3 protein-coding genes are annotated in these 25,557 nt (G+C 71.0%); all 3 read left to right on the plus strand.

Going from position 1 to position 25,557, the window contains the following annotated elements; translation table 11 throughout:
• The first annotated feature begins 37 nt into the window (after window positions 1-37).
• Complete coding sequence (locus NI2_RS19395; RefSeq protein WP_067492597.1) at window positions 38-5,842, plus strand: non-ribosomal peptide synthetase; 5,805 nt, start codon at window positions 38-40, stop codon at window positions 5,840-5,842.
• 140 nt (window positions 5,843-5,982) lie between these two features.
• The gene (locus tag NI2_RS19400; protein ID WP_166655759.1) at window positions 5,983-13,320 is read left to right on the plus strand and encodes a non-ribosomal peptide synthetase; all 7,338 of its coding nucleotides are present in this window, start codon (window positions 5,983-5,985) and stop codon (window positions 13,318-13,320) included.
• 62 nt (window positions 13,321-13,382) lie between these two features.
• Window positions 13,383-25,557: non-ribosomal peptide synthetase (locus tag NI2_RS35210; RefSeq protein WP_255284028.1), on the plus strand; the 12,175-nt coding region annotated here is incomplete at its 3' end.

Below are 25,557 nucleotides of genomic sequence, written 5' to 3' on the forward strand. Positions count from 1 at the left end.
TGGATTCGCGATGACACGACCGGTACGCACACGCCCGGTGCGCACACGCCGCGCCCGGGTGACCGCGCTGCCGCAGCTGCTGGCCACCGCCGTGGAGACCGCTCCCGACGGTGTCGCCGTGGTGCTGGCCGATGCCACCCGCACCCTCGGTAGCCTCACCTACGCCGAGCTCGACGAGCGGTCCAGCCGCATCGCGCGCCTGCTCATCGCGCGCGGGATCGGCGCGGGTGACCTGGTGGCCCTGGGGATTCCGCGCTCGATCGAGTCGGTACTCGCGGTGTGGGCGGTGGCCAAGACCGGTGCCGGTTTCGTGCCCGTCGACCCGAACTACCCGCCGGACCGGGTGGCGCACATGGTCACCGATTCCGGAGCGGTGTTCGGTCTGACCGTCGCGAGCGCGGCCGAGCGGCTGCCCGCCCAGGTCCAGTGGCTGGCCATCGACGACGCGGCGACGGTGGCCCGGCTCGACGAGTTCTCCGGTGTGCCGATCACCAATGCCGACCGGGTGCGCCAGATCCGCGCCGAGGACCTCGCCTACGTCATCTACACCTCGGGTTCGACGGGTCTGCCCAAGGGTGTGGCGGTGTCGCAGGCCGGGCTCGCCGGCTTCAGTGCCGAACAGCGCAAGCACTACGGGGTCGAAGCGCATTCGCGGACACTGCATTTCGCCTCACCGTCGTTCGACGCTTCCATTCTCGAACTGCTGCTCGCCGTCGGTGCGGGCGCGACCATGGTGATCGTCGATCCGAGTGTGTTCGGCGGTGACGAACTGGCCGCGCTGCTGCGCCGGGAGCGGGTGAGTCACGCCTTCATCACCCCGGCCGCGCTCGCCTCGATCGACCCGGCCGGTCTCGACGACTTCCGGGTGGTCGCGGTGGGTGGCGAGGCGTGTCCGCCGGATCTGCTGCGGCGCTGGGCGATTCCGCTGGCCGACGGCAGTCTGCGGCAGTTCCACAATGTGTACGGGCCGACCGAGACCACCATCGTCACCAATATCAGTGTGCCGCTGAAACCGGGTGATCCGCTCACCATCGGCGGACCGCTGGCCGGTGTGGCCGAATACGTGCTCGACGACCGGCTCGGCCCGGTGCCGCCCGGTGTCACCGGCGAGCTGTACATCACCGGCGCCCAGCTCACCCGCGGTTACCACGCGCGGCCGGGGCTCACCGCGTCGCGTTTCGTGCCGAACCCGTTCGAGCCCGCCGGTTCCCGGCTCTACCGCACCGGCGACCTGGTCCGCTGGACCACCGACGGTGCCCTGGAGTACGTGGGGCGCAACGACTTCCAGGTGAAGATTCGTGGTTTCCGGATCGAGCTCGGCGAGATCGACGCCGTGCTCTCCGCGCACGAGAGTCTCGACTTCGCCGCTACTGTCGGCCACGAACTCGACAGCGGCGCGACTATTCTCGTTTCCTACGTGCACGCCGCCCCGGGCGGCGTCGTCGACACCGCCGAGCTCACCGCGTTCGCCGAACGCAGCCTGCCCGCGCACATGGTGCCGACCGTGCTGATGGAACTCGACACCATCCCGCTCACCCCCGTGGGCAAGCTGGACCGCCGGGCGCTGCCCGTGCCGGTGCTCGAGCACGCCGCATTCCGCCCGCCCGTCACCCCGATCGAGCAGATCGTGGCAGGCACCTTCGCCCAGGTACTCGACGCCGACACCCAACTCGGCCTCGACGACGACTTCTTCGCCCTCGGCGGCAACTCGCTGCTGGCCACTCAGGTCGCGGCCCGGCTCGGCGCCGCCCTCGACACCGAATTCCCGGTGCGGCTGCTGTTCGAGGCGCCGACGGTGGAGGCCCTGGCGCGTCGGCTCGCCGAATCCGCCGGTGCCGGTGCGCGTCCGGCGCTGGTGGCCCGCGAGCGGCCCGACCGGATCCCGCTGTCGCTGGCCCAGCAGCGGATGTGGTTCCTCAACCAGTTCGATCCGCAGTCGGTGGCCTACAACATCCCGATGGCGGTGCGGCTCACCGGCGCCATCGACGTGGCCGGGCTCGACGCGGCCGTCGCCGACCTGGTGGCCAGGCACGAAACCCTGCGCACCGTCTACCCCGAGACCGACGACGGGCCGGTGCAGCGGATCCTCGACCCGTCGGAGGCGACGCCCCGGCTCGAGGTGCGCACCCTGACGGCCGCCGAATTGCCGGCGGCCATGCGGGAACTCGGCTCCCACGGTTTCGATGTGCGCAGTCAGGTGCCGCTGCGGGTCGCGCTGTTCCAGCTCGGTCCCGAGGAATCGGTGCTCGCGGTCGTCGTGCATCACATCGCCGGGGACGGTAGCTCGCTCGCCCCGCTCAGCCGCGATCTGATGCTGGCCTACGGTGCCCGCTCGGCGGGTACGGCACCGGACTGGGCGCCCCTGCCCGTGCAGTACGCCGACTACGCGCTGTGGCAGCGCGAGCTGCTCGGCGGCGAGGACGACCCGGATTCGCTGGCCTCGGCCCAGCTCGACTACTGGCGCACGGCCCTGGCCGGGCTGCCCGACCAGCTCGACCTGCCCACCGACCACCCGCGTCCCGCCGTCCAGTCGCTGGCCGGTGGCCGGGTGCCGATCGAGATCGACGCCGACACCCACCGCGCGCTGCTCGCCCTGGCCCGTGCGCAGGGCGCCACCCTGTTCATGGTTGTGCACGCCGCGCTCGCCGTGACTCTCGGCAGGCTGGCCGGTACCGATGACCTGGCCATCGGGACCCCCATCGCCGGTCGTGGTGAGGCCGCGCTCGACGACCTCATCGGCATGTTCGTCAACACCCTCGTCTTCCGCACCACTCTGAACGCCGGTGAACCGTTCACCGATCTGCTCGCGCGGCAACGGGAAACGGACCTGCAGGTTTTCGCCCACGCCGACCTGCCGTTCGAACGACTCGTCGAGGCGATCAATCCGGCTCGCTCCACTGCGCGGCACCCGCTGTTCCAGGTGGGCCTGTCCTTCCAGAACCTCACCCGCACCGGGCTCGAGCTGGGGGAGACCGACGTCGAAGGCGTGGATGTGGACCTGGCGGTCTCGCAGTTCGACCTGCACGCCATCGTCGCCGACGCCTACGACAGCGAAGGTGCGGCCCAGGGCATCAACGGTGTACTCACCTACGCCACCGATCTTTTCGAGCCCGAGACCGCGCGGACATACGCCGACCGGTTCGCACGGGTACTCGCGGGAATCGCCGCCGACCCGCGGCGTCCCGTCGGCGAGATCGAGCTCCTGTCCGAGGACGAGCGAACACGAATCCTGCACGACTGGAACGACACCCGGCATGTCTGCCCGTCGACCACACTGCCCGCGCTGTTCGACGAGACGGTCGCCGCACATCCCGATCGGGTGGCGCTGGTCGCTCCCGACGGGGCCGAGGCGACCTACCGCGAGTTCGCGACAAGGGTGAATCAGCTTGCGCGGCACCTGATTTCGCAGGGTGTCGGTGTGGAGGACCGGGTGGCGCTCGCCATCCGGCGGTCCGTGGATCTCGTCGTCGCCATGTACGCGGTGGCTCAGGCGGGCGCGGCCTATGTCCCGCTCGATCCCGATCAGCCCGCCGACCGGGTGCGCCACGTTCTCGACACCGCCGCACCGGTGTGCGTATTGACCACCGCGCGTGAGGGTTTCGGCGATGCCGTGGCGATCGACACACTCGACCTCGCCGGGTATCCGGCTGGACCGATCGAGGCACGTGAGCGGCGGGGTTACCTGCGGCCGGAGAACACGGCCTACGTCATCTTCACCTCCGGGTCCACCGGCAAGCCCAAGGGTGTCGCGGTGCCGCACGGCGCCATCGTCAACCAATTGCTGTGGAAGACCGAGCGTTTCGGCCTCACCGGCGACGACTCCGTGCTGCTGAAGACCGCCGCCACCTTCGACCTCTCCGTCTGGGAGTTCTGGACCACCGCCGTGAGCGGCGGCACACTGGTGATCGCCGCACCCGACGGGCACCGCGACCCCGCCTACCTGCTGCGGGTGCTCACCGATCAGCAGGTGAGCACGCTGCATGTGGTCCCGTCCATGCTCGACGCGCTGCTCACCCAATGCGCGGGCGCACTTCCGGTTTCGCTGCGCCGCGTGCTCGCCATCGGCGAAGCCCTCCCGGCCGACACGGCTCAGCGTTTTCTCGCCGCCACCGACGCCGCCCTGCACAACCTGTACGGGCCGACCGAGGCGGCGGTGTCGATCACCGACCACCGCGTCACCGCCGCCGACCGCACCACGGTGCCGATCGGCGCGCCTGAATGGAACAGCCGCGTCTATGTGCTCGACGCCCGCCTGCGGCCGGTGTCCCCGGGCGTAGCAGGCGAGTTGTACCTGGCAGGCGACCAGCTCGCCCGAGGCTACTTCGCCCGCCCCGACCTCACCGCCGACCGCTTCGTCGCCAACCCCTTCGAACCGGGCGCCCGCATGTACCGCACCGGTGACCTGGTCGCCTGGAACGCGGTCGGCGAACTCGACTACCGGGGCCGCACCGACTTCCAGGTGAAGATCCGCGGCTTCCGCATCGAACTCGGCGACATCGAATCGGCCCTGCTCGCGGCGCCGCAGGTGGCCCAGGCCGCGGTGCTCGCCACCACCGACCCGCGGCTCGGTGACCGGCTGGTGGCCTATGTGGTGCCGGCCCCCGGCGCCGAACTCACCGCGACCGTCGCCAGAAACGCGGTGTCGCAGGTGCTTCCGTCGTACATGGTGCCGTCGGCGTTCGTCGTCCTCGATCGGCTGCCGCTCAATGCCAACGGCAAGCTCGACCGCGCTGCCCTGCCCGCACCGGTCATCGAACCGCGCCGGTACCGGGCGCCGGAAAGCGGCGACGAGATCGCGGTCGCCGAGGTCTTCACCGAGGTGCTCGGTGTCGGCGACCCCGGCCTCGACGACGACTTCTTCGCCCTCGGCGGCAACTCCCTGCTCGCCACCCGCGTGGTCCACCGCCTGCACGAACGCACCGGAACCGCGCTCACGGTCGCCGCGTTCTTCGCCGACCCCACCGTGGGCGGCCTCGCCGAACGTCTCGGCGGTTCGGGACAGCAGGATCTGACGGCCGCGCTGTCGGTCGTCCTGCCCCTGAACGACGCCGCCCGTGGCGGCACGCGGGTCGGCGGCCCGGTGAGCGCGGAACCTTTGTTCTGCCTGCATCCGGTATCCGGGTTGGCCTGGGCGTATTCGTCGCTGGTCCCGTACCTGCCCGCAGACCGGCCGGTGATCGGGGTCCAGTCTCCCGCCCTCAGCGAACCCGGCTTCCGGCCCGGCTCGGCCGACGAACTGATCGACCGCTATGTGTCCGAAATCCGCGCCGTCCAACCGCACGGCCCGTACCGGCTGCTCGGCTGGTCGCTCGGCGGTGTGCTCGCCCACGCCGTCGCCACCCGACTGCAGGCAGCGGGCCAGCCGGTGGCCTCGCTGACCATGCTCGACAGTGTGCCGGGCGCCGACCTCACCGACTTCCGCGCCGAACTGCGTCATGCCCTGCTCGACCTGGGCATCCCCGACGGCAAGCTCCCCTCGACCGACGACCTGGCCGACCTCGGCGACGAAGCCGTGGCCGCTCTGCACACCACCCTCGCGGCCGACCTGCCGATCTCACGGGACGATTTCGTGGCGATGTACCGGGGCGCGCTGCGTTCGGTCGCGCTGGTGACCGAACTCGTCCCGGACCGGTTCGACGGATCACTCACCTATTTCACGGCCATGGACACCGGCGGCGTGGACCGTGGCGCCGCTTCGCGGTGGCGGCACCACATCAGCGGGGTCATCGTCGATCACCCCGTCGCCACCACACATCAGCTCATGCTCGCCGACCCGGCACCGGCCGTCATCGGACCGGTTCTGCACCAGGTGATCAGCGGGTCTGGGCATAGCACCACGTAACGGGCGGGCGGCAGATTACGATTCTGTTGCCAGAGAGTCGGTGTGTCATGGCGCACACCTCGGCGACGGTCGGCGGTGCAAGGTAGAGATCTATGCTGTGTCCCGTTCGGCCTCGTCGGACGCGAGAGGTGTATTGGTCTGTGGAAAGCCCCCGCCGCGCTGGCCGTGAACGTCGTCGAACCGGCGGCCGAGCGCTGTTCGGCCAGCTGCTCACGGCTGCTGTCGAGTCCGCAGCCGATTCGGTCGCGCTGCGCTACAACCCGACCGGCATGCCCGGTGCCGAGCAGGTGCTCACCTACCGTGAGCTCGACGAACGCTCCTCGCGGTTGGCCCGTGAACTGATCGGCCGTGGTGTCGGCGCGGGTGACGTGGTCGCCGTCGGCATCTCCCGCTCCATCGAATCGGTGCTCGCGGTGTGGGCGGTCGCCAAGACCGGCGCCGCCTACGTGCCCGTCGACCCGGCCTACCCCAGCGACCGGATCGCGCACATCGCCGTCGATTCCGGCGCCACCCTCGGCCTCACCACGGCCGCCCACCGGGCGAGCCTCGGGACGAGCCTGTATTGGATCGAGCTGGACGACCCCGTCGTCGCCGAGCGCATCGCGGCCCACCCCGCGCACGCGGTGAGCTACGCCGACCGGGTGCGCCAGATCGACCCGGCCCACCCGGCCTACGTCATCTACACCTCCGGCTCCACCGGCAAACCCAAGGGCGTGGTGGTGACCCACGCGGGTCTGGCCTCGCTGGTCACGGCCGAACGCGAGAACTTCGGGGTCGGCCCGGATTCGCGAGTGCTGCACGTGTGCTCGCCGAACTTCGACGTCTCGGTGCTCGAGCTGCTGCTCACCTTCGCCAGCGGTGCCACGCTGGTGATCTCGCCGCCGCGCGTGTTCGGCGGATTCGAACTGTCGGATCTGCTGCGCCGCGAGCGCGTGACCCATCTGCTCATCACGCCCGGCGCCCTGGAGTCGGTCGACCCGGCCGGGCTGCCCGACCTGCGCACCGTCGTCGTGGCGGGCGACCGGTTCGGACCGGAACTGGTCGGCCGCTGGGCGGTCGACGGCCGCAACTTCCACAACGGTTACGGGCCGACCGAGGCGACCATTCTCGCCACCAGCACCGCCGCCCTGCACCCGCACGAGCCGATCACCCTCGGCACCGCCGTGCCCGGTATGGGCCTGTTCGTGCTCGACGCGCGGCTGCGACCGGTGCCCGCCGGCGTGGTGGGCGAGCTCTACCTCTCGGGTCCGGCGCTGGCGCAGGGGTATCTCGGCAAGCCCGGGCTCACCGCGCAGCGGTTCATCGCCTCGCCGTTCGGGCCGGGCAGGCTCTACCGCACCGGCGACCTGGTGCGCCGCGTGGAATCCGGTGCCACCCTGGAATATCTCGGCCGCACCGACTTCCAGGTGAAGGTGCGTGGCTTCCGCATCGAGCTCGGGGAGATCGACAACGCCCTCACTGCCCATCCCGACCTCGACTACGCCGTCACCCTCGGTAAGTCCATGCCGTCGGGGGCCACCGGTCTCGTGTCGTATGTGCTGCCGCGTCTCGGGCGCACGGTCGACACCGGCGAACTGGCCGAATTCCTCGCCGAATCACTGCCCGCGTACATGATTCCGGCCGTCATCATGGTCTTGGACAAGCTGCCGTTGAACTCGGTCGGCAAACTCGACCGCGCCGCACTGCCGACGCCGGTGTTCACCGCTCGCGGTTTCCGTGCGCCCGCCACACCCGCCGAGCAGGCCGTCGCCGATGTGTTCGCCGCGCTGCTCTTGCGCGACGGCGCGGGCCGGGTCGGCGCCGACGACGACTTCTTCGAGCTCGGCGGCGACTCGCTGCTGGCCGCCCAGGCCGTCGCCCGCATCGGTGCCGCACTCGACGTGCGGGTGCCCGTGCAGGCCGTCTTCGAGGCGCCGACCGTCGCCGCGCTGGCCCAGCGCGCCGAACAGCAGCGGACCTCGGCGGGCGCGCTGGCACTCGTCGCCCGGTCGCGACCCGCACAGATCCCGCTGTCCTACGCCCAGCAGCGGATGTGGTTCCTCAACCGGTTCGACCCGTCCTCGGCCGTCGACAACATCCCGCTCGTCCTCCGCCTGAACGGGCGCCTGGATCTGCCCGCCCTGCGAGCCGCGATCGGGGACCTCGCCACCCGGCACGAGGTGCTGCGCACGGTGTACCCGGCCATCGATGGTGTCGACGGGCCGGTGCTGGAAGGCCACGGCCACCAGCTCATCCTCGCGCCCGGCGACCCGCTGGCCACTCCGGATTTCGAGGTCGTCGCGATCGAGGAGGCCGAGCTGGCCGACGCCGTCGCCGACACCGTGCTCACCGGCTTCGACGTCACCGCCGCCCCGCCCGTGCGGATCCGCATCTTCGAACTCGACGAGTCCGAACACGTCGTGGCGTGCGTGATCCACCACATCGCCGCCGACGGGTTCTCCTTCGCCCCGCTCACCAGGGACCTGCTCACCGCCTACGCCGAGCGACGCGGCGGTGGCGTACCGCAGTGGCCGCCGCTGCCGGTGCAGTACGCCGACTACACGCTGTGGCAGCGCGAACTGCTCGGCAGCGAGGACGACCCGCGTTCGCTGCTCGCCACCCAGATGGCGTTCTGGCGTGACACCCTCGCCGGCCTGCCCGAGCAGCTGGAACTCCCCGCCGACCGGCCGCGCCCCGCCGTCGCGAGTCACGAGGGCGACCTGCACCACATCCATGTCCCGGCCTCGGTGCACGCGGGCCTGCAGAACCTCGCGCGCGAACACAACGCCACCGTGTTCATGGTGGTGCACACCGCGCTGGCGTTGCTGCTCGCGCGCCTGTCGGGCACCCGCGACATCGCCATCGGCACCCCGGTCGCCGGGCGCGGCGAGCAGGCGCTCGACGAGCTCATCGGCATGTTCGTCAACACCCTGGTGCTGCGCACGGAGATCGACCCGGCGGTGTCGTTCCGGCAACTGCTCATCGATGTCCGCGCCCGCGACCTGGCCGCTTTCGGCCACGCCGACGTGCCGTTCGAGCGTCTCGTCGAACTGCTCGAGCCGGTCCGTTCGACGTCGCGGCATCCGCTGTTCCAGGTGATGCTCACCTTCCAGAACCTGGCCCGCACCGATCTCGAATTGCCCGGGCTCACCGTCAGCGACGGTGATTTCACGGTGCCGATCGCCAAGTTCGATCTGCAGGTGGAGGTCGCCGAACACATCGGTGACGACGGCGCGCCGCAGGGCATGGCCGTGTCGTTCGGGTACGCCACCGACCTGTTCGATCGCGGCACCGTCAGCGATTTCGCCGATCGGTGGGCGCGGGTACTCGGCACCGTGGTCGCCGATCCGACCCTGCCCGTCGGGGATATCGACGTCCTCGCTCCCGGTGAGCGCGATCTCGTGCTCCGCGAAGGCAATTCGCCCGGTGTGCCGGTTCCCGAGGTGACCCTGGTCGACCTCCTCGCCGCCCAGGCGCGGCAGCGGCCCGACACCGTCGCGGTGCGGGCGGGGGAGCGGTCGCTGAGCTTCGCCGACCTGTTCGGTCAGGCCTCGGCGCTGGCCCGCGCGCTCATCGCCCGCGGCGCGGGTCCGGAAACCCTTGTCGCCGTTGCTGTGCCACGCACCGAGGAGTTGCCGGTCGCGCTGCTCGCGGTACTGCTGTCGGGCGCGGGCTATCTGCCGATCGACTCCGGATACCCGGCGCAACGCCTGGAGTACGTGGTCGACGACGCGCAACCCGCTGTGCTGCTTGCGTCGTCGTCGGAATACGACATCCTGCGCGAGGCCGGACACGGCTGGGCCTCGGCATTGCCGGTGGTGCTGCTCGACGAGCGCGCCCTGCATTCCGACGCGCCGCTGCACTCGTCCGAACGTCACGCTCCGCTGCGTCCGGACCATCTGGCCTACGTCATCTACACCTCCGGTTCCACCGGTCTGCCCAAGGGCGTGGCGGTGAGCCACCGCAACGTGCTCGAGCTGTTCGCCAATACCCAGGTACTGTTCAGCTTCGACGTCGACGACGTATGGACGGTGTTCCACTCCTTCGCCTTCGACTTCTCGGTGTGGGAGCTGTGGTGCGCGCTGGCCGGTGGCGCTTCGGTGGTGGTCGTCGACCATGTCACCTCGCGTTCGCCGATCGAGTTCCGTCACCTGCTCGCCCGCGAACAGGTGACGGTGCTGAGCCAGACGCCGACCGCGTTCGCCCAGCTCGACGAGGCCGACCGTGCCGCCCAGGCCGCGGGCGCCGCCCCGCTCGCGCTGCGCTACGTGATCTTCGGTGGCGAGGCGCTCGACCCGCGCAAACTCGTCCGCTGGTACGACCGGTACGGAAACAGCCCCGCCGCACCGGAACTGGTGAACATGTACGGCATCACCGAGACCACGGTGCACGTGTCGCACCTGGCTCTCTCGCCGCAGCCGTCGGCGACCGCGGGCAGCGTGATCGGTCGCGCCCTGCCCGGTCTTTCGGTAGCGGTGCTCGACGACCGGTTGCGTCCCGTGCCCTTCGGCGTGGCCGGTGAGCTCTACATCGCGGGCAACCAGGTGACGCGCGGCTACCTCGGCAAGCCGGGACTGACCGCGACCCGTTTCGTCGCCGACCCGTATGGTCCGCCCGGATCGCGGCGCTACCGTTCCGGCGACCTCGGCCGCTGGGTCAGCTTCCGCGGCACCCCGACCCTCGAATACGGCGGCCGTGGCGACCAGCAGGTGCAGTTGCGCGGCTTCCGGATCGAGCCGGGCGAGATCGAGTCGGCGCTGCTCGGCGTCGCCGGTGTCGGGCAGGCGGCGGTGGTCGTGCGTGCCGACGAACACGCGGGCGACCGGCTGATCGCGTACGTGGTGCCGGTGGCGGGGGCGGACCTCGACCCGGTGGCCGTCCGCGCGGCCGTCGCCGAATTCCTCACCGGGTACATGGTTCCCGACGCCGTGATGGTGGTGGCCGGGCTGCCGCTGACCGCGAACGGCAAGCTCGACCGGGCCGCGCTGCCCGCCCCCGAGTTCGCCTCGGCGGCGACGTTCCGCGCGCCGACCACCCCGATCGAACAGAGCGTGGCCGAGGTGTTCGCCACCCTGCTCGGCGTGCCCGAGGTCGGCCTGGACGACAACTTCTTCGATCGCGGCGGCAATTCGCTGCTGGCGACCCGCGCCATCGCCCGCATCGACACCGCCCTGGCCGCCGACCTGGTGGTGCGCGACCTGTTCGAGGCGCCGACCGTGGCCGCCCTGTCCGCGCGGGTGCGCCCCGGCGCGGTCACCAACCCGCGCCCGCCGCTGGTTCCCGCCCAGGATCGGGGCGTCATCCCGCTCTCGCCCGCCCAGCAGCGCATGTGGTTGCTCAACCGCATCGACCCGGATTCCCCGGCCTACAACATCCCGCTGGTGCTTCGCCTGCGCGGCGCGCTCGACACCTCGGCACTGCGCTACGCCGTGGCCGATGTGCTCGAGCGGCACGAGGCGCTGCGCACCCGCTTCCCGGCCGACGCACCGGGCGAGCTGCCGTATCAGGAGATCCTGCCGGTGAGCGCGGTGCTGCCGGGCGGGCTGCCGATCGAGACCTGCGACGACCCGGCCGAACGGGTGATGCGGCTGCTGGCCGGTGGTTTCGATGTCACCGAGCGAGTTCCGTTGCGCGCGTGCCTGTTCACCGTGCCCGACACCGACCCGCTGGCCGAGGAGGAGCATGTCCTCGCGGTGGTGGTGCAGCACATCATCGCCGACGGTGCCTCCCTCGCCCCGCTGGCCCGCGATCTGGTGATCGCCTACCGCGCCCGCGTGGAGGGGCGTTCGCCGAGCTGGGCGCCGCTGCCGGTGCAGTACGCCGACTACGCGCTGTGGCAGCGCGCGGTGCTCGGCGACGAGAACGACGAGAGTTCCACCGCCGCACGCCAGCTCGCTTTCTGGCGGACCACCCTGGCCGGTCGCACCGGAACCATCGAACTGCCGCACGACCACCCGCGTCCGCCGCAGGCCTCGTTGCGCGGTGCCGAAGTGCGAACCACGCTGCCCGCCGACGTGCACGCCGGGCTGGCCGAGATCGCCCGCGAGCACAACGCGTCGCTGTTCATGGTCGTGCACGCGGCGCTGGCGGTGCTGCTCGCCCGGGTGAGCGGTGACACCGATATCGCCATCGGCACGCCCATCGCCGGGCGGGGGGAGCCGGAGCTCGACGACCTGGTCGGCATGTTCGTCAACACGCTGACCCTGCGCACCGAGGTCACGCCGCAGCGCGGTTTCGCCGAATTCGTCGACACCGTACGCGAAGTCGACCTCACCGCGTTCGCCCACGCCGACCTGCCGTTCGAGCGGATCGTGGAGGAGGTGGCGCCCACCGGCGCCGTCTCGCACAACCCGCTGTTCCAGGTGGTGCTGTCGTTCCACAACAACGAGACACCGATCCTGCGGCTGCCTGGACTCACCATCGAGGCGGTGGACTCCGCCGCCCGTTCGGCCAAGTTCGATCTGCAGGTGAACGTGGAACCCACGCACACCGCCACCGGTGAACCCGACGAGGTCGGTGTCGTGTTCACCTATGCGACAGATCTTTTCGAGGAACACACCGTCGCCGCGCTGGCGCGTGGCTTCGCCGAGATCGTCGCGGCCGTCGCCGCCGATCCCGCGGTGCGGGTGGGTGATATCGACCTGCGCGATGCCAGGGAGAAGGAACGCGAACTCACCGCCGCGGCCTACGCGCCCGCCCCGTCGGCCAACGGCGCCGCACTGGCCCAGGAACTGGCCGCCGCCGTGGAAGAGGACCCCGACGCGCCTGCCCTCGACCTGGGCGACGCCGAACTGAGCTACCACCAGTTCGACGCCCGCTCCTCACAGTTGGCGCGGTCGCTGATCGCGCGTGGTGCGGGACCGGGCAATGGCGTCGCGATCCGGCTCGACCGGGGTGCCGAGGCCGCCATCGCCGTGTGGGCGGTGCTCAAGGCGGGGGCGGCGGTGGTGCCGCTGCTCACCATCGACGCGCCGCTACCCGACGGGCTGGAGGTGAAGCTCGGGCTGAGCCTCGACATCCTCGACCCGCCCGACGGTCTGGACTGGTACGACCTGGCCGACCCCGCCCTGCGCGCTGAACTGGCCGCCGAGTCACCGCGCCCCATCGGCTACGCCCACCGCACCCGCGCCCTGCGCGGCGACGACGTGGCCTTCGTCGGTGGTGGCCGGGTGCTGAACTACGACGAGCTGGCCGGTGCGGCCGAGCGGATCGGGCAGCGTACGGGTCTGAATTTCGAATCACGGACCCGCACGGCGGGCAGGCCGGATTCGGTGGCCGGGGTGCTCGAACTGGTCGCGGCCGGAATCGCCGGTGCGGCTGTCGTTTTGGGGTCCGGTGACGACGGCGCCGACGAGGTGAGCCATGTGTTCACCGAATCGGCGGTCGCTGTCGCCGAACCAGGGGAAGGTGCCGGTGCGACGATCGTCGCGTTGAGTGAGATGATCGGCAACGCCGGCCGGTCGCAGCAGCGGCGTGCGGTGGCTGGGATGGATGGATAGGTACGAGGTGCGTGCATGACCGGGCAGCGGCGAGTCGACTCCGGCGATCGGATGGGGCTGTCGTGACCAGGGCGTCGCGGGCGTCCGGTACCCGAGCCAGGCAGCGGGGCAAGACGCTGCCGCAACTGCTGTCCGTGGCGGTGGAGTCCAATCCGGGTGGGGTGGCGCTGAGCTGGTCCGACGGTGTGTCGGCGCCGGTTCGCCTGACCTACGGCGAACTCGACGAGCGCGCCAACCGGTTGGCCCGGTTGCTGATCGAGCGTGGAGTCGGTCCCGAGGACGTGGTCGCCGTCGGCATCGGCCGCTCACCGGAGTCGGTACTGGCCATGTGGGCGGTGACCAAGGCCGGTGCGGCCTTCCTGCCCGTCGACCCGAACTACCCGCAGGCGCGGGTGTCGCACATGCTCGCCGACGCGGGCGCGGTGGTCGGGCTGTCGATGTCGGCGGCCGTCGATCGCCTGCCCGGCACCGTGGAATGGCTGTGCCTGGACGACCCGGCGGTGCGCCGCGCGGCCGAGGAACACCCCGGCGACCCCGTGACCTTCGCCGACCGGGTGCGCCCGCTGCGGCTACAGCATCCCGCCTACGTGGTGTACACCTCCGGGTCGACCGGTCTGCCCAAGGGTGTCGTGGTGACCCACGCCGGTCTCGCCGGGTACTGCGCCGAGCAACGCGCCCACTACGGCATCGAACCCACTTCGCGCACTCTGCATTTCGCGTCGCCGTCGTTCGACGCGGCCGTGCTGGAACTGCTGATGGCCGTCGGTGCGGGGGCGACCATGGTGGTCGCGCCCGCGGGCATCCTCGGCGGTGCCGAGCTGGCCGAGGTGCTGCGCCGCGAGTCGGTGACGCACATGTTCATCACCACCGCCGCCCTCGCCTCGCTCGATCCCACCGGGCTCGACGAACTGGCCGTGGTCACCACCGGTGGTGAGGCGTGCCCGCCGGATCTGATCCGCCGCTGGGCCACCGGCACCCGGCGTTTCCACGATTGCTACGGGCCCACCGAAACCACCATCGTCACCAATATCAGTGCGCCGCTGGAGATCGGCGACACGGTGAACATCGGTGCCCCGCTGCGTGGGGTCACCGAGTACGTGCTCGACGAACGCCTCGTCCGCGTGCCCGACGGGATGATCGGCGAACTGTACATCGCGGGTAACGGGCTGGCGCGCGGCTACCACCGCAGGCCCGCGCTCACCGCGTCCAGATTCGTCACCGACCCGTTCGACCCGGCGGGCGGACGCATGTACCGCACCGGCGATCTGGTGCGCAGACGGCCCGACGGCGCCGTCGAATTCGTGGGACGCAACGACTTCCAGGTGAAGGTGCGCGGATTCCGCATCGAGCTCGGCGAGATCGACACCGTGCTCACCGCGCACGAGTCCGTCGACTTCGCGGTGACCGTCGGCCACGAACTCGACAACGGCACAACGATTCTCGCCGCCTACGTGCATGCCGCGCCGGGCGCCTCGATCGATCTCGACGAGGTGCTCGCCCACGCCAGGGCTGGTCTGCCCGCCCACATGGTGCCGACCGCGCTGACGGTGCTCGAGACCATCCCGCTCACGCCTGTCGGCAAGCTCGACCGGGCCGCGCTGCCCGCGCCGACCCTGCGCGCCGCCGAGTTCCGCAGGCCGTCCGGGGCGATGGAGGAGCTGGTCGCAGCGGTCTTCACCGACCTGCTGCACCCGGCCGATCCGATCGGCGCCGACGACGACTTCTTCGCCCTCGGTGGTAACTCCCTGCTCGCCACCCGGGTCGCGGCTCGGCTCGGCGCCGAACTGTCGACCCGTGTTCCGGCCGGGCATGTCTTCGAGAGTCCCACTGTCGCCGGGCTCGCCGCGCTGCTGGAGCCGCTGAAGGGTGCGGGTGGGCACGCGCCGTTGACCCGGCGCGGCCGTCCCGAGCTGATCCCGCTCTCGCCCGCGCAGCGGCGGATGTGGTTCCTCAACCAGTTCGACCCGAACTCCACGGCCGAGACGATCCCGTTCGCTCTGCGCCTGACCGGGCCTTTCGACGCGCACGCGCTGTACGCGGCGTTGTCGGATCTGGTCGGCAGGCACGAATCCCTGCGCACCTGGTATCCGGTGCTCACTGCCGGTGAAACCGCCGACGACGGTGTGGCCGAAGGTGTCGGGCACCAGGTGATCCTGCCCGCCTCCGAAGCGGTGCCCGAGGTGCTCGTAGACAGCCTGTCCGAGGACGAATTGCCGCTCTGGCTGGCCGAATTCGCCGCCAAGGGCTTCGATGTGGCGGCCGGGGTTCCGCTGCGGGTGGCGCTGGCCGAACTCGGCCCGCGCGATCACGTGGTCGCGATCGCCCTGCACCACATCACCGCCGACGGTGCCTCCATCACCCCACTGCTGCGCGACCTGCTCGGCGCCTACCTGGCGCGGCGCAACCGGTCCCGGCCCAGCTGGGCGCCCCTGCCGGTGCAGTACGCCGACTACACGCTGTGGCATCGCGAACTGCTCGGCGCCGAGGACGATCCCGACTCGCTCGCCGCCGCCCAGATCACCTTCTGGCGCAATACGCTCGCCGCCCTGCCCGACCGCCTCGACCTGCCGACCGACCGCCCGCGGCCGCCCGTATTCACCGGTCGCGGTGCGGAATTCGGCTTCCAGATCCCCGCCGCCGTGCACACCGCGCTCGCCGACCTGGCCCAACGCACCGGCACCTCGGAGTTCATGGTCGTGCACGCCGCACTCGCGGTGCTGCTGAGCCGGGTGGCCCACACCGACGACATCGCCATCGGCACCCCGGTGGCCGGGCGCGGTGCCCGCGAACTCGACGACCTGATCGGCATGTTCGTCAACACCCTGGTCCTGCGCACCCAGGTGGACCAGCGGGCGAGCTTCCTCGAGCTGCTGCGGGCGACCAAACGCGCCGACCTGGCCGCCTTCGCCCACGCCGACCTGCCCTTCGAACGGCTCGTCGAATTGCTCGACCCGGTGCGCTCGCAGGCGCATCATCCGCTGTTCCAGGTGGCGCTGTTCTTCCAGAACCTCGACCTGCCGACGTTGCGGTTGCCCGGCATGGAAGTGGCGCCGGTCCAATTCGGTGGCACGGTCGCGCGTTTCGATCTGCAACTGACCGTCGTGCCCGGCACCGATCCGGCCGAACCGATGGCGGCGCTGTTCACCTACGCCACCGATCTGTTCGACGCGGAGTCCATCGAGAACCTGGCCGGACGCTTCACCCGCCTGCTCTCGGCGGTGACCGCCGAGCCGTCGCTGAGAGTGGCCGAAGTCGACCTGCTCACCGACGAGGAACGTCACCAGAGCATCGTCGCCTGGAACGACACCACCCACCCGGTGGCGCCGGAGCTCGTGCTCGACGCCTATCGCCGTGCGGTACAGGCCCATCCGTCGGCCACGGCGCTGGTGTACGAGGGCGCCGCGCTCACCTATCGGCAGTTCGACGAGCGGGTCAACGCGCTGGCCCGCGTGCTGATCGGCGCGGGCGTCGGACCGGAAAGCCTTGTCGGACTGGCTGTCCGGCGCTCGCCGGAACTGGTGATCGGCACGTACGCGGTGCTCACCGCCGGTGGCGCCTACGTGCCGCTCGACCCCGACCATCCGGCCGACCGCATCGCCTACATCCTCGACACCGCCCGCCCCGCCTGCGTACTGAGCACCCGCGCCGACGCCACCGCCCTCCCCACGGGAATCGACGTGGTGCTAATCGACGAACTCGGCACCGCCGGCGTGTCCGTCGAACCGGTGCGCCCCGAGGAACTCCTCGCTCCGCTGCACCCCGAGCACCCCGCCTACGTCATCTTCACCTCCGGTTCCACCGGCCGACCCAAGGGCGTGCTGATCTCGCATGCCGCCATCCACAACCAGCTGGTGTGGATGCTGGCGAAATACCCCCTGGTCCTGGGCGACGTCTACCTCCAGAAGACCGCGACCACCTTCGACGTGTCCCTCTGGGGTTACTTCCTCCCGTTGCGCGTGGGGGCCACTCTGCTGCTGGCGACCCCCGACGGCCACCGCGATCCGGCGTACCTCATCGATCTCATCGACACCCACCGCGTCACCGTCACCGACTTCGTCCCGTCGATGCTCACGGTCTTCGCGGCGCAGGCACGTGCCGGTCGGCCGGAAATCGAGTCCGTGGCGAGCGCGTCGGCACGTGGCGAGGGCGCTTCCGGTGTGGTCGTCGACGCCGCGCAAGCCTCGGCCGGATCCGGCGACTCGGCGCAGCCGCGACGTGCGCCGGGTGGGCTGCCGCAGCGCGTGCCCGGGAATTCCGCAGGGCTCCGAGGTGGTCCGGCGCGCGTGGCGACGGACGATGCCGGTGTGGCCTCGCCCGGGCTCGGTGGCTCGACGCAGTCCGGTTCGGGTTCTCGACAGGCGCACGGTCTGGGTGGTCCGGCGTCGACGGCTCCGTCCGGCTCCGTCGGGGATCGTGTCACCCGTGAGCGGCTGTTGCGTTCGGCGCTGGCTACCGAGCCCGCTCAGGAGGACGAGCCGCCCGCGTGGTCGCTGCGGGCCTCGCGGACGTCGGCCAACCCGCTACCCGGCCCCGTAGATGCGCGGCCTGCCAGCCTGTCGACATTGCGCGACGTGTTCGTGATCGGTGAGGCGTTGCCGCCGGAAACCGTCGATGCCATGGCCGAGGTGTGTTCGGCGCGGCTGCACAATCTGTACGGGCCGACCGAGGCGGCTGTCTCGGTGACCTACTGGCCCGCCAGGGCGGGGGAGCGGTCGGTGCCGATCGGTCTGCCGCAGTGGAACACTCGCGTGTACGTGCTCGACGAGCGGCTGCGGCCGGTGCCGCCGGGCGTCGCGGGCGAGCTCTATCTCGCGGGCGATCAGCTCGCGCGCGGGTATGTCGCGCGGCCCGGTCTCACCGCCGACCGGTTCGTCGCCGACCCGTTCGCCGCCGATTTCGGTGGTTCGGTGACCGGCGCCCGCATGTACCGCACCGGTGACCTGGTGGTGTGGCGCAGGCCGACCGCGGGCGAGCCCCAGCGGCTCGACTACCTGGGCCGCATCGACTTCCAGGTGAAGTTCCGTGGCCAGCGCATCGAACTCGGCGAGATCGAAACCGCCCTGCTGGCAAGCGAATCCGTGAGCCAGGCGGTGGCGATGGTCGCCGCGACCGAACTCGGCGATCAGCTGGTGGCCTATGTGGTTCCGGCGCCCGGCCGCGCCGCCGACCCGGATCGTCTGTTGGCCTCGGTCTCCAAAACCCTTCCGGCGTACATGGTTCCGGCCGCCATCACGGTGCTCGACGAATTGCCACTCAACCCGAGCGGCAAACTCGACCGCAAAGCGCTGCCCGCACCGCATTTCACCACGCGCGCCTTCCGTGCCCCGGCGACCGCGGCTGAGAAACTGGTCGCTGAGCTCTACGGGGAAGTGCTGGGGCGCAGGGACATCGGTGTCGACGACGACTTCTTCGCCCTGGGCGGAAACTCTCTTGTCGCGACCCGGCTGGTCGCCCGTCTCGGCGCCGCCACCGGCAGCCGCATCCCCGTGCGCACCCTGTTCGAGCACCCGACGGTCGCGGCGCTGGCCGCCACCCTCGACCCGGCCGCCGTCGACGCGACGGCGGACACCGTCTCCACCCTCGGCAGCCTGGACCGCCCGGCCGAACTTCCACTGTCACCGGCCCAGCGCCGCATGTGGTTCCTCAACCGCTTCGACCAGGGCGCCACCGGCGACGGCACCGCCGCCTACAACCTGCCCTTCGCGCTGCGCCTCACCGGCAACCTGGACGTCGACGCCCTCACCACGGCATTGCACGACGTCCTGGCCCGCCACGAAGTCCTGCGCACCGTCTACCCCGACACCGGCGACGGCCCGATCCAGCGGATCCTGCCCGCCGACGAGATCGACCTCGGCATCACGGTCCACCGTATCGGTGAACCCGCCGACCCCTTCGCCACCACCAAGCTCCCCATCGTGAACGCTGCCGCCGATGCGGGCGCACCTGATGCGGCCGGGCGGCCCTTCGTCCGTTCTGGTGGGCTACCGGCCGAGTCCGGGTCAGGCGCAGAGCTGGTCGAACAGATCACCGCACTGGCTTCGACCGCCTTCGATGTGACGACCGAGGTGCCCTTGCGGGTGCGGTTGTTCGAGGTGACCGGTGCCGATCCGGACGCGCCGACGGAATACGTGCTCGCGGTGGTGGTGCACCACATCGCGGCCGACGCCTCGTCGATGGCGCCACTGGTGCGCGACATGACCACCGCCTATCTCGCACGGGCGGCCGGGCACGCGCCCGACTGGGTGAGTCTGCCGGTGCAGTACGCCGACTACGCGCTGTGGCAGGTGGACCGGCTGGGTGCCGAAACCGACCCTGAATCGCTCGCCGCGCAACAGGTTGCCTTCTGGCAGGCGGAACTGTCCGGGCTGCCGGACCTGCTCGAGCTGCCCGCCGATCGCCCACGCCCCGCCGTCGCCTCGCTCGCGGGTGACCGGGTGCCGGTGCGGATCGACGCCGACACCCACGCCGGGCTCGCGCGGATCGCGCAGCAGACCGGATCGACGGTCTTCATGGTGTTGCACACCGCCTTCGCCGTGCTGCTCGCGCGGCTGGCCGGTACCGCCGACGTGGCGGTCGGGACACCTGTCGCCGGCCGCGGGGAACGCGAACTCGACGACCTGATCGGCATGTTCGTCAACACCGTCGTCCTGCGCACCCGCTACGACGGGAGCGCGGCCTTCGCCGATCTGCTCGCCGACCAGCGCTCCCGCGATCTGGCCGCCTTCGCCGCCGCCGATGTGCCCTTCGAACGGCTGGTGGAGGTCCTCGACCCGCCGCGTTCCACGGCACGTCACCCGCTGTTCCAGGTCGGCCTGTCCTTCCAGAACGTGGACCACGCCACCCTCGAACTGCCGGGTCTGCGGATCGCCCCGGTGCCCGCGGATCTCGCGGTCTCGCAATTCGACCTGCACCTGATCGTCGGTGACGGGTACGCCGAGGACGGCAGCCCCACCGGCATCGAAGGGTTCTTCACCTACGCCACCGACCTGTTCGACGCCGCCACCGTGGCTGGGTTCGCCGAGCGGCTGAACCTGCTGCTCGACGCGATCGTGCGGGACCCGGCCCGGGTGGTCGGCGATGTCGATCTGCGCACGGCCGTCGAGCGGTCGAGCGAAATCGTCAGCGGTGCCGCCGATCTCGCGATGCCGACCGGCACCCTCGCCGATCTGCCCGCCTCGGCGCGGCCCGAAGCGATCGCCCTCGTCGCGGACCTGCCGGAGGGACGTCTCGAACTGACCTATGCCGAGTTCGAGGCGCGCGCGAATCGCCTTGCCCGCCACCTCATCTCGCTCGGTGTCGGCCCGGAGTCGCTGGTCGCGCTCGCCCTGCCCCGTTCGGTGGATCTAGTGGTCGCCATGTACGCGGTGGCTCGTTCCGGCGGTGCCTACGTGCCGATCGACCCGGATCAACCCGCCGACCGGACCGACTACATCCTGCACACCGCAGCCCCGATCTGCGTGCTGTCCAACGGTTTCCGCACGGACGCGGCGCCCGTGGTCCGGGTGGACCATCCGGCGGTGCAGTCCGCCGATCCGGCCCCGGTGACCGATGCGGATCGTCGGGCGCCGCTGCGTCCGGAGAACACGGCGTATGTCATCTTCACCTCCGGATCCACCGGACGACCCAAGGGTGTCGCGGTCCCGCACGCGGCGGTGGTCAACCAATTGCAGTGGCTTCGTGCCGAATTCGAGACGACCGCGGCCGACGCGTTCCTGCTGAAGACGCCCGCCACTTTCGACCTCTCGGTGTGGGAGTTCTGGTCGGCGGCCGTCTGCGGTGGCCGCCTGATGATCGCCGCACCCGACAGGCACCGCGATCCGGCCTACCTGGACGCGCTCATCGCCGACGCGGACGTAACCACACTCACGGCGGTACCGTCGCTGCTCGACACCCTCGTCGGCTACTGGGAGGCGACCGCGCCACCCCTGCACCGCATCCTGGCGATCGGCGAAACACTGCCCGCCCCGCTGGCGCAGCGACTGCTGAATACCCTGCCGGACACCAGGATCGACAACCTCTACGGTCCCACCGAGGCCGCCGTCTCGATCACCGACCATCGGGTGACTTCCGCCGATACCGAGACCGTCCCCATCGGCACGCCCGAGTGGAACAGCCGTGTCTACGTGCTCGACGAGCGCCTGCGTCCCGTCCCACCCGGCGTGCGTGGCGAGCTGTACCTCGGTGGCGTCCAGCTGGCCAGGGGTTACCTGCGCAAACCGGCCCTCACCGCCGAACGTTTCCTGGCCGACCCCTTCCAGCCGGGTGCCCGCATGTACCGCACCGGCGACCTGGTCATCCGCACGCCCGCGGACAGCGCATCGCGTGGCGAACTGATCTACCTGGGCCGCACCGACTTCCAGGTCAAGGTCCGTGGCTTCCGGGTGGAACCCGGCGAGGTCGAAGCCGCGCTCCTCGCCCTCCCACAGGTCGCCCAAGCCGCCGTCCTGGCACGCACCGACGCCCACTACGGCGACCGCCTCGTCGCGTACGTGGTGCCGGCGGACTCTGAATCGGCCGCCGGCCGCGCCGCGCATTTCGGTGCTGCCGAGAACTCGGTCGCGGCATCCGCCCCGGCCATTCGTCCGGAACTCGATGTGGCGCAGGTCAAGTCCGCGCTGCGGGAGACATTGCCCGCGTACCTGGTGCCCGAGTCATTCGTGGTGCTCGATGCGCTGCCACGCACCGTCAACGGCAAGCTGGACCGCGCTGCCCTGCCCGCACCGGTCTTCGAATCCGCCGCTTTCCGGGCGCCGACGACGCCTACGGAGCAGCTGATCGCCGGGGTCTACGCCGACATCCTCGGGGTGGACGACGTCGGGGCCGATGACGACTTCTTCGCCCTCGGCGGTAACTCTCTGCTCGCGACCCGTGCGGCCGCCCGCATCGCCGAGGCGCTGAACCGCGCGGTGGGCGTGCGACTGCTGTTCGAGGCCCCGACGGTCACCGAACTCGCGCTGCGGGTGCACCGGGCCGACGAGTTGTCGGCCGCGCGCCCGGTCGCGGGACCGCGCCCGGCCGAGGTGCCGCTGTCGCTGGCCCAGCAGCGCATGTGGCTGCTCAACCAGCTCGACCCCGACGCGACCGTCTACAACATCCCCGCGGCCATCCGCCTCACCGGCACCCTCGACCTGCCCGCCCTCGAGGCCGCCGTCCGCGACCTGTTCACCCGCCACGAAGTCTTGCGCACCCGCTACCCGGCGACCCCGCACGATCGGGTCCGGCAGCCTGCGGCGCTCACCAGGGGAACCGCCGCCGGGCAACCGGCGACCGGTGCGTCGGTGGATGCCACGGCCGGGCGCGGCGCCGAACGGGAAGGCTGGGACCGGCCCGTGCAGGAGGTGCTGGCTCCGGGCGCGGTCGACCTCGACCTCACACCTGTACCGGTCACCGCCGACGATGTCCTCGCCGAAGTTCGGTGCACCGCCTCGACCGGGTTCGATGTCACCGCCGCGCCACCGGTCCGGTTGCGTCTGCTCCGGCTGAGCGCCGACGAACACGTGCTGGTGTTCGTCGCGCATCACATCGCCGCCGACGGCTTCTCGATGGGCCCACTCACCAGGGACCTGGTGCTCGCCTACACCGCGCGCACCTCGGGTGCCGCGCCCGCGTGGACGCCACTGCCCCTCCAGTACGCCGATTACGCGGTGTGGCAACGCGATACGCTCGGCGACGAGGCGGACCCGTCATCGATCGCCGCGAACCAGCTCGCCTACTGGGCCACCGAACTCGCCGACCTCCCCGACGAGATCGACCTGCCGACCGACCGGCCACGCCCAGCGGTGCAGTCCTTCGCCGGTGGCACAACAGGTTTCGACATCGACGCCGACCTGCACGCCGGACTCGCCGCACTGGCACGGCGGGAAGGCGTCACCCTGTTCATGGTCGTGCAGGCCGCGCTCGCCACTCTCCTGGCCCGCCTGTCCGACACCGACGATGTCGCCATCGGCACCCCGATCGCCGGTCGCGGTGCGCGCGAACTCGACGACCTCGTCGGCATGTTCGTCAACACCCTCGTGCTGCGCAGCCGCATCGCGGGCGACGAACCGTTCACCGCGGTGCTGGCCGCGACCCGCGACACCGACCTGCGCGCCTTCGCCCACGCCGACGTCCCGTTCGAGCGGGTCGTCGACGCGGTCCAACCAGCCCGCTCGACCAGCAGGCACCCCCTGTTCCAGGTGGCGCTGTCATTCGAGAACCTCGCGCCGGTGACCGTGGAACTGCCCGGTCTCGCCGTGCACGCCCTCGACGCCCGCACCGCCGACGCCAAGTTCGACCTGCTGCTCACCGTGCGCGAGCAGCAGCGCAACGGCGGCATGTACGCCGAATTCACCTACGCCACCGACCTGTTCGACGAATCGACGGTGCGTACTCTCGGTGCCCGTTTCACCCGCCTGCTGGCAGCCGTCGCCGCGGACCCCACCGCGCCCGTCGGCGATATCGACCTGCTCGACGAGCGGGAACTCGCCGCGCAGACGACCTTCGTGGGCCCACCCGCCGCGCCTGCGCGCACCCTCGCCCAGCTCATGGGCGACGCGGTCCGCGCCAACCCGTCGGGAATCGCCCTGCGCGGCGAAGGACGCGGTTTCACCTACACCGACCTCGACGCGGCCGCCAACCAGTTGGCCCGTGCGCTCATCGCCCGTGGCGCGGGCCCGGAAGTGCCGGTGGCCGTCGCCATCCGGCGATCGGTGGAATCCGTGCTCGCGCTGTGGGCCATCGCCCGCACCGGCGCGGTGATCGTGCCGATCGACCCCGGCTACCCCCTCGACCGGATCGCGCACATGGTCGCTGATTCGGGTGCGACCCTCGGCGTCACCCTGGCCGCCGAACTGGCCGACCTGCCCGCGTTGCCCGCCGCCGGTGGCTGGGTGGCGCTCGACGACCGCACGTTCACCGCCGAGGTCGCGGCGAATCCCGGTGTCGGGCTGCGCGAGATCGAGCTCCTCGGCACCGCGCGCCCGGGCGGCGCGGCGTACATGATCTACACCTCCGGGTCGACCGGTCTGCCCAAGGGCGTCGTGGTCACCCATGCCGGTGTCGCCAACTTCTGCGCCGAACAGGTCGAGCGCTACCGGCTCGACAAGTCCACGCGCGCCCTGGCATTCGCCTCGCCGTCGTTCGATGCGTCCATGCTGGAACTGCTGCTCGCCCTCGGCGGCGCGGGCACGCTCGTCGTCGCGCCGGCCGACAGTGTCGGCGGCACCGACTTGGCCGAACTGATCCGCACGGAAGGAGTCAGCCATGCCTTCCTCACCCCGACCGTGCTCGCCACCCTCGAGCCCGAGGGGCTACCCGATCTGCGCGTCCTGATCGTCGGCGGCGAGCACCTGCCCGCGGACCTCGCTGCTCGCTGGGGCACGCTGCCGCAACGCCGCTTGCACAACGCCTACGGCCCCACCGAGGCGACCATCGCTGCCACGATCAGCGCACCGTTGCACGGCACCGACGTGCACATGGGCGGTCCGATCCATGGCATCCGCGCCCTGGTCCTCGACCCCCGTCTGCACCCGGTGCCCGAAGGCACCACCGGTGAGCTCTACGTGGGCGGTATCCAGCTGGCGCGCGGCTACCATCAGCGCGCGGGCCTCACCGCAGCCCGCTTCGTCGCCGATCCGCACGGTCCGGCCGGTGCCCGCCTCTACCGCACCGGCGACCTCGTCCGCCGCCGCGGCGACGTGCTGGAATACCTGGGCCGCAACGACTTCCAGGTGAAGATCCGTGGTCTGCGCATCGAACTCGGCGAGATCGATGCCGTGCTGGCCGCCGCACCCGGCGTCAGCTGGGTCAGCACGATGGGCCGCGACAACGGTGCCGGATCGACCATGCTCGTGTCCTATGTGCAAGGCACCGATCTGGAACCGAGCGCACTCACCGCCGCCGCCGCCGAGGCACTGCCGGACTACATGGTGCCCGCCGCCGTCGTCGTACTCGACGAACTGCCGCTCACCCCGAGCGGCAAACTCGACCGCCGCGCCCTGCCCGATCCGGTGCTCGGCCGCCGCGAGTTCCGGCCGCCGCGCAGCTCCGCCGAACGCGCCGTCGCCCGCGTGATCGGTGAGGTGCTCGGCCACGACCGGGTCGGTGTGGACGACGACTTCTTCGCCCTCGGCGGCGACAGCATCACCGCCATCCAGGTGGTGTCGCGGGCCGCCGACGCCGGCGTCACCCTGCGCCCGCGCGACCTGTTCGCCGCGCGCACCGTCGGCGCCCTCGCCGAGCGCGCGCAACTCACCGCCG

The sequence above is a fragment of the Nocardia ignorata NBRC 108230 genome (assembly GCF_001612905.1).
Classification (GTDB): Bacteria; Actinomycetota; Actinomycetes; order Mycobacteriales; family Mycobacteriaceae; genus Nocardia; species Nocardia ignorata.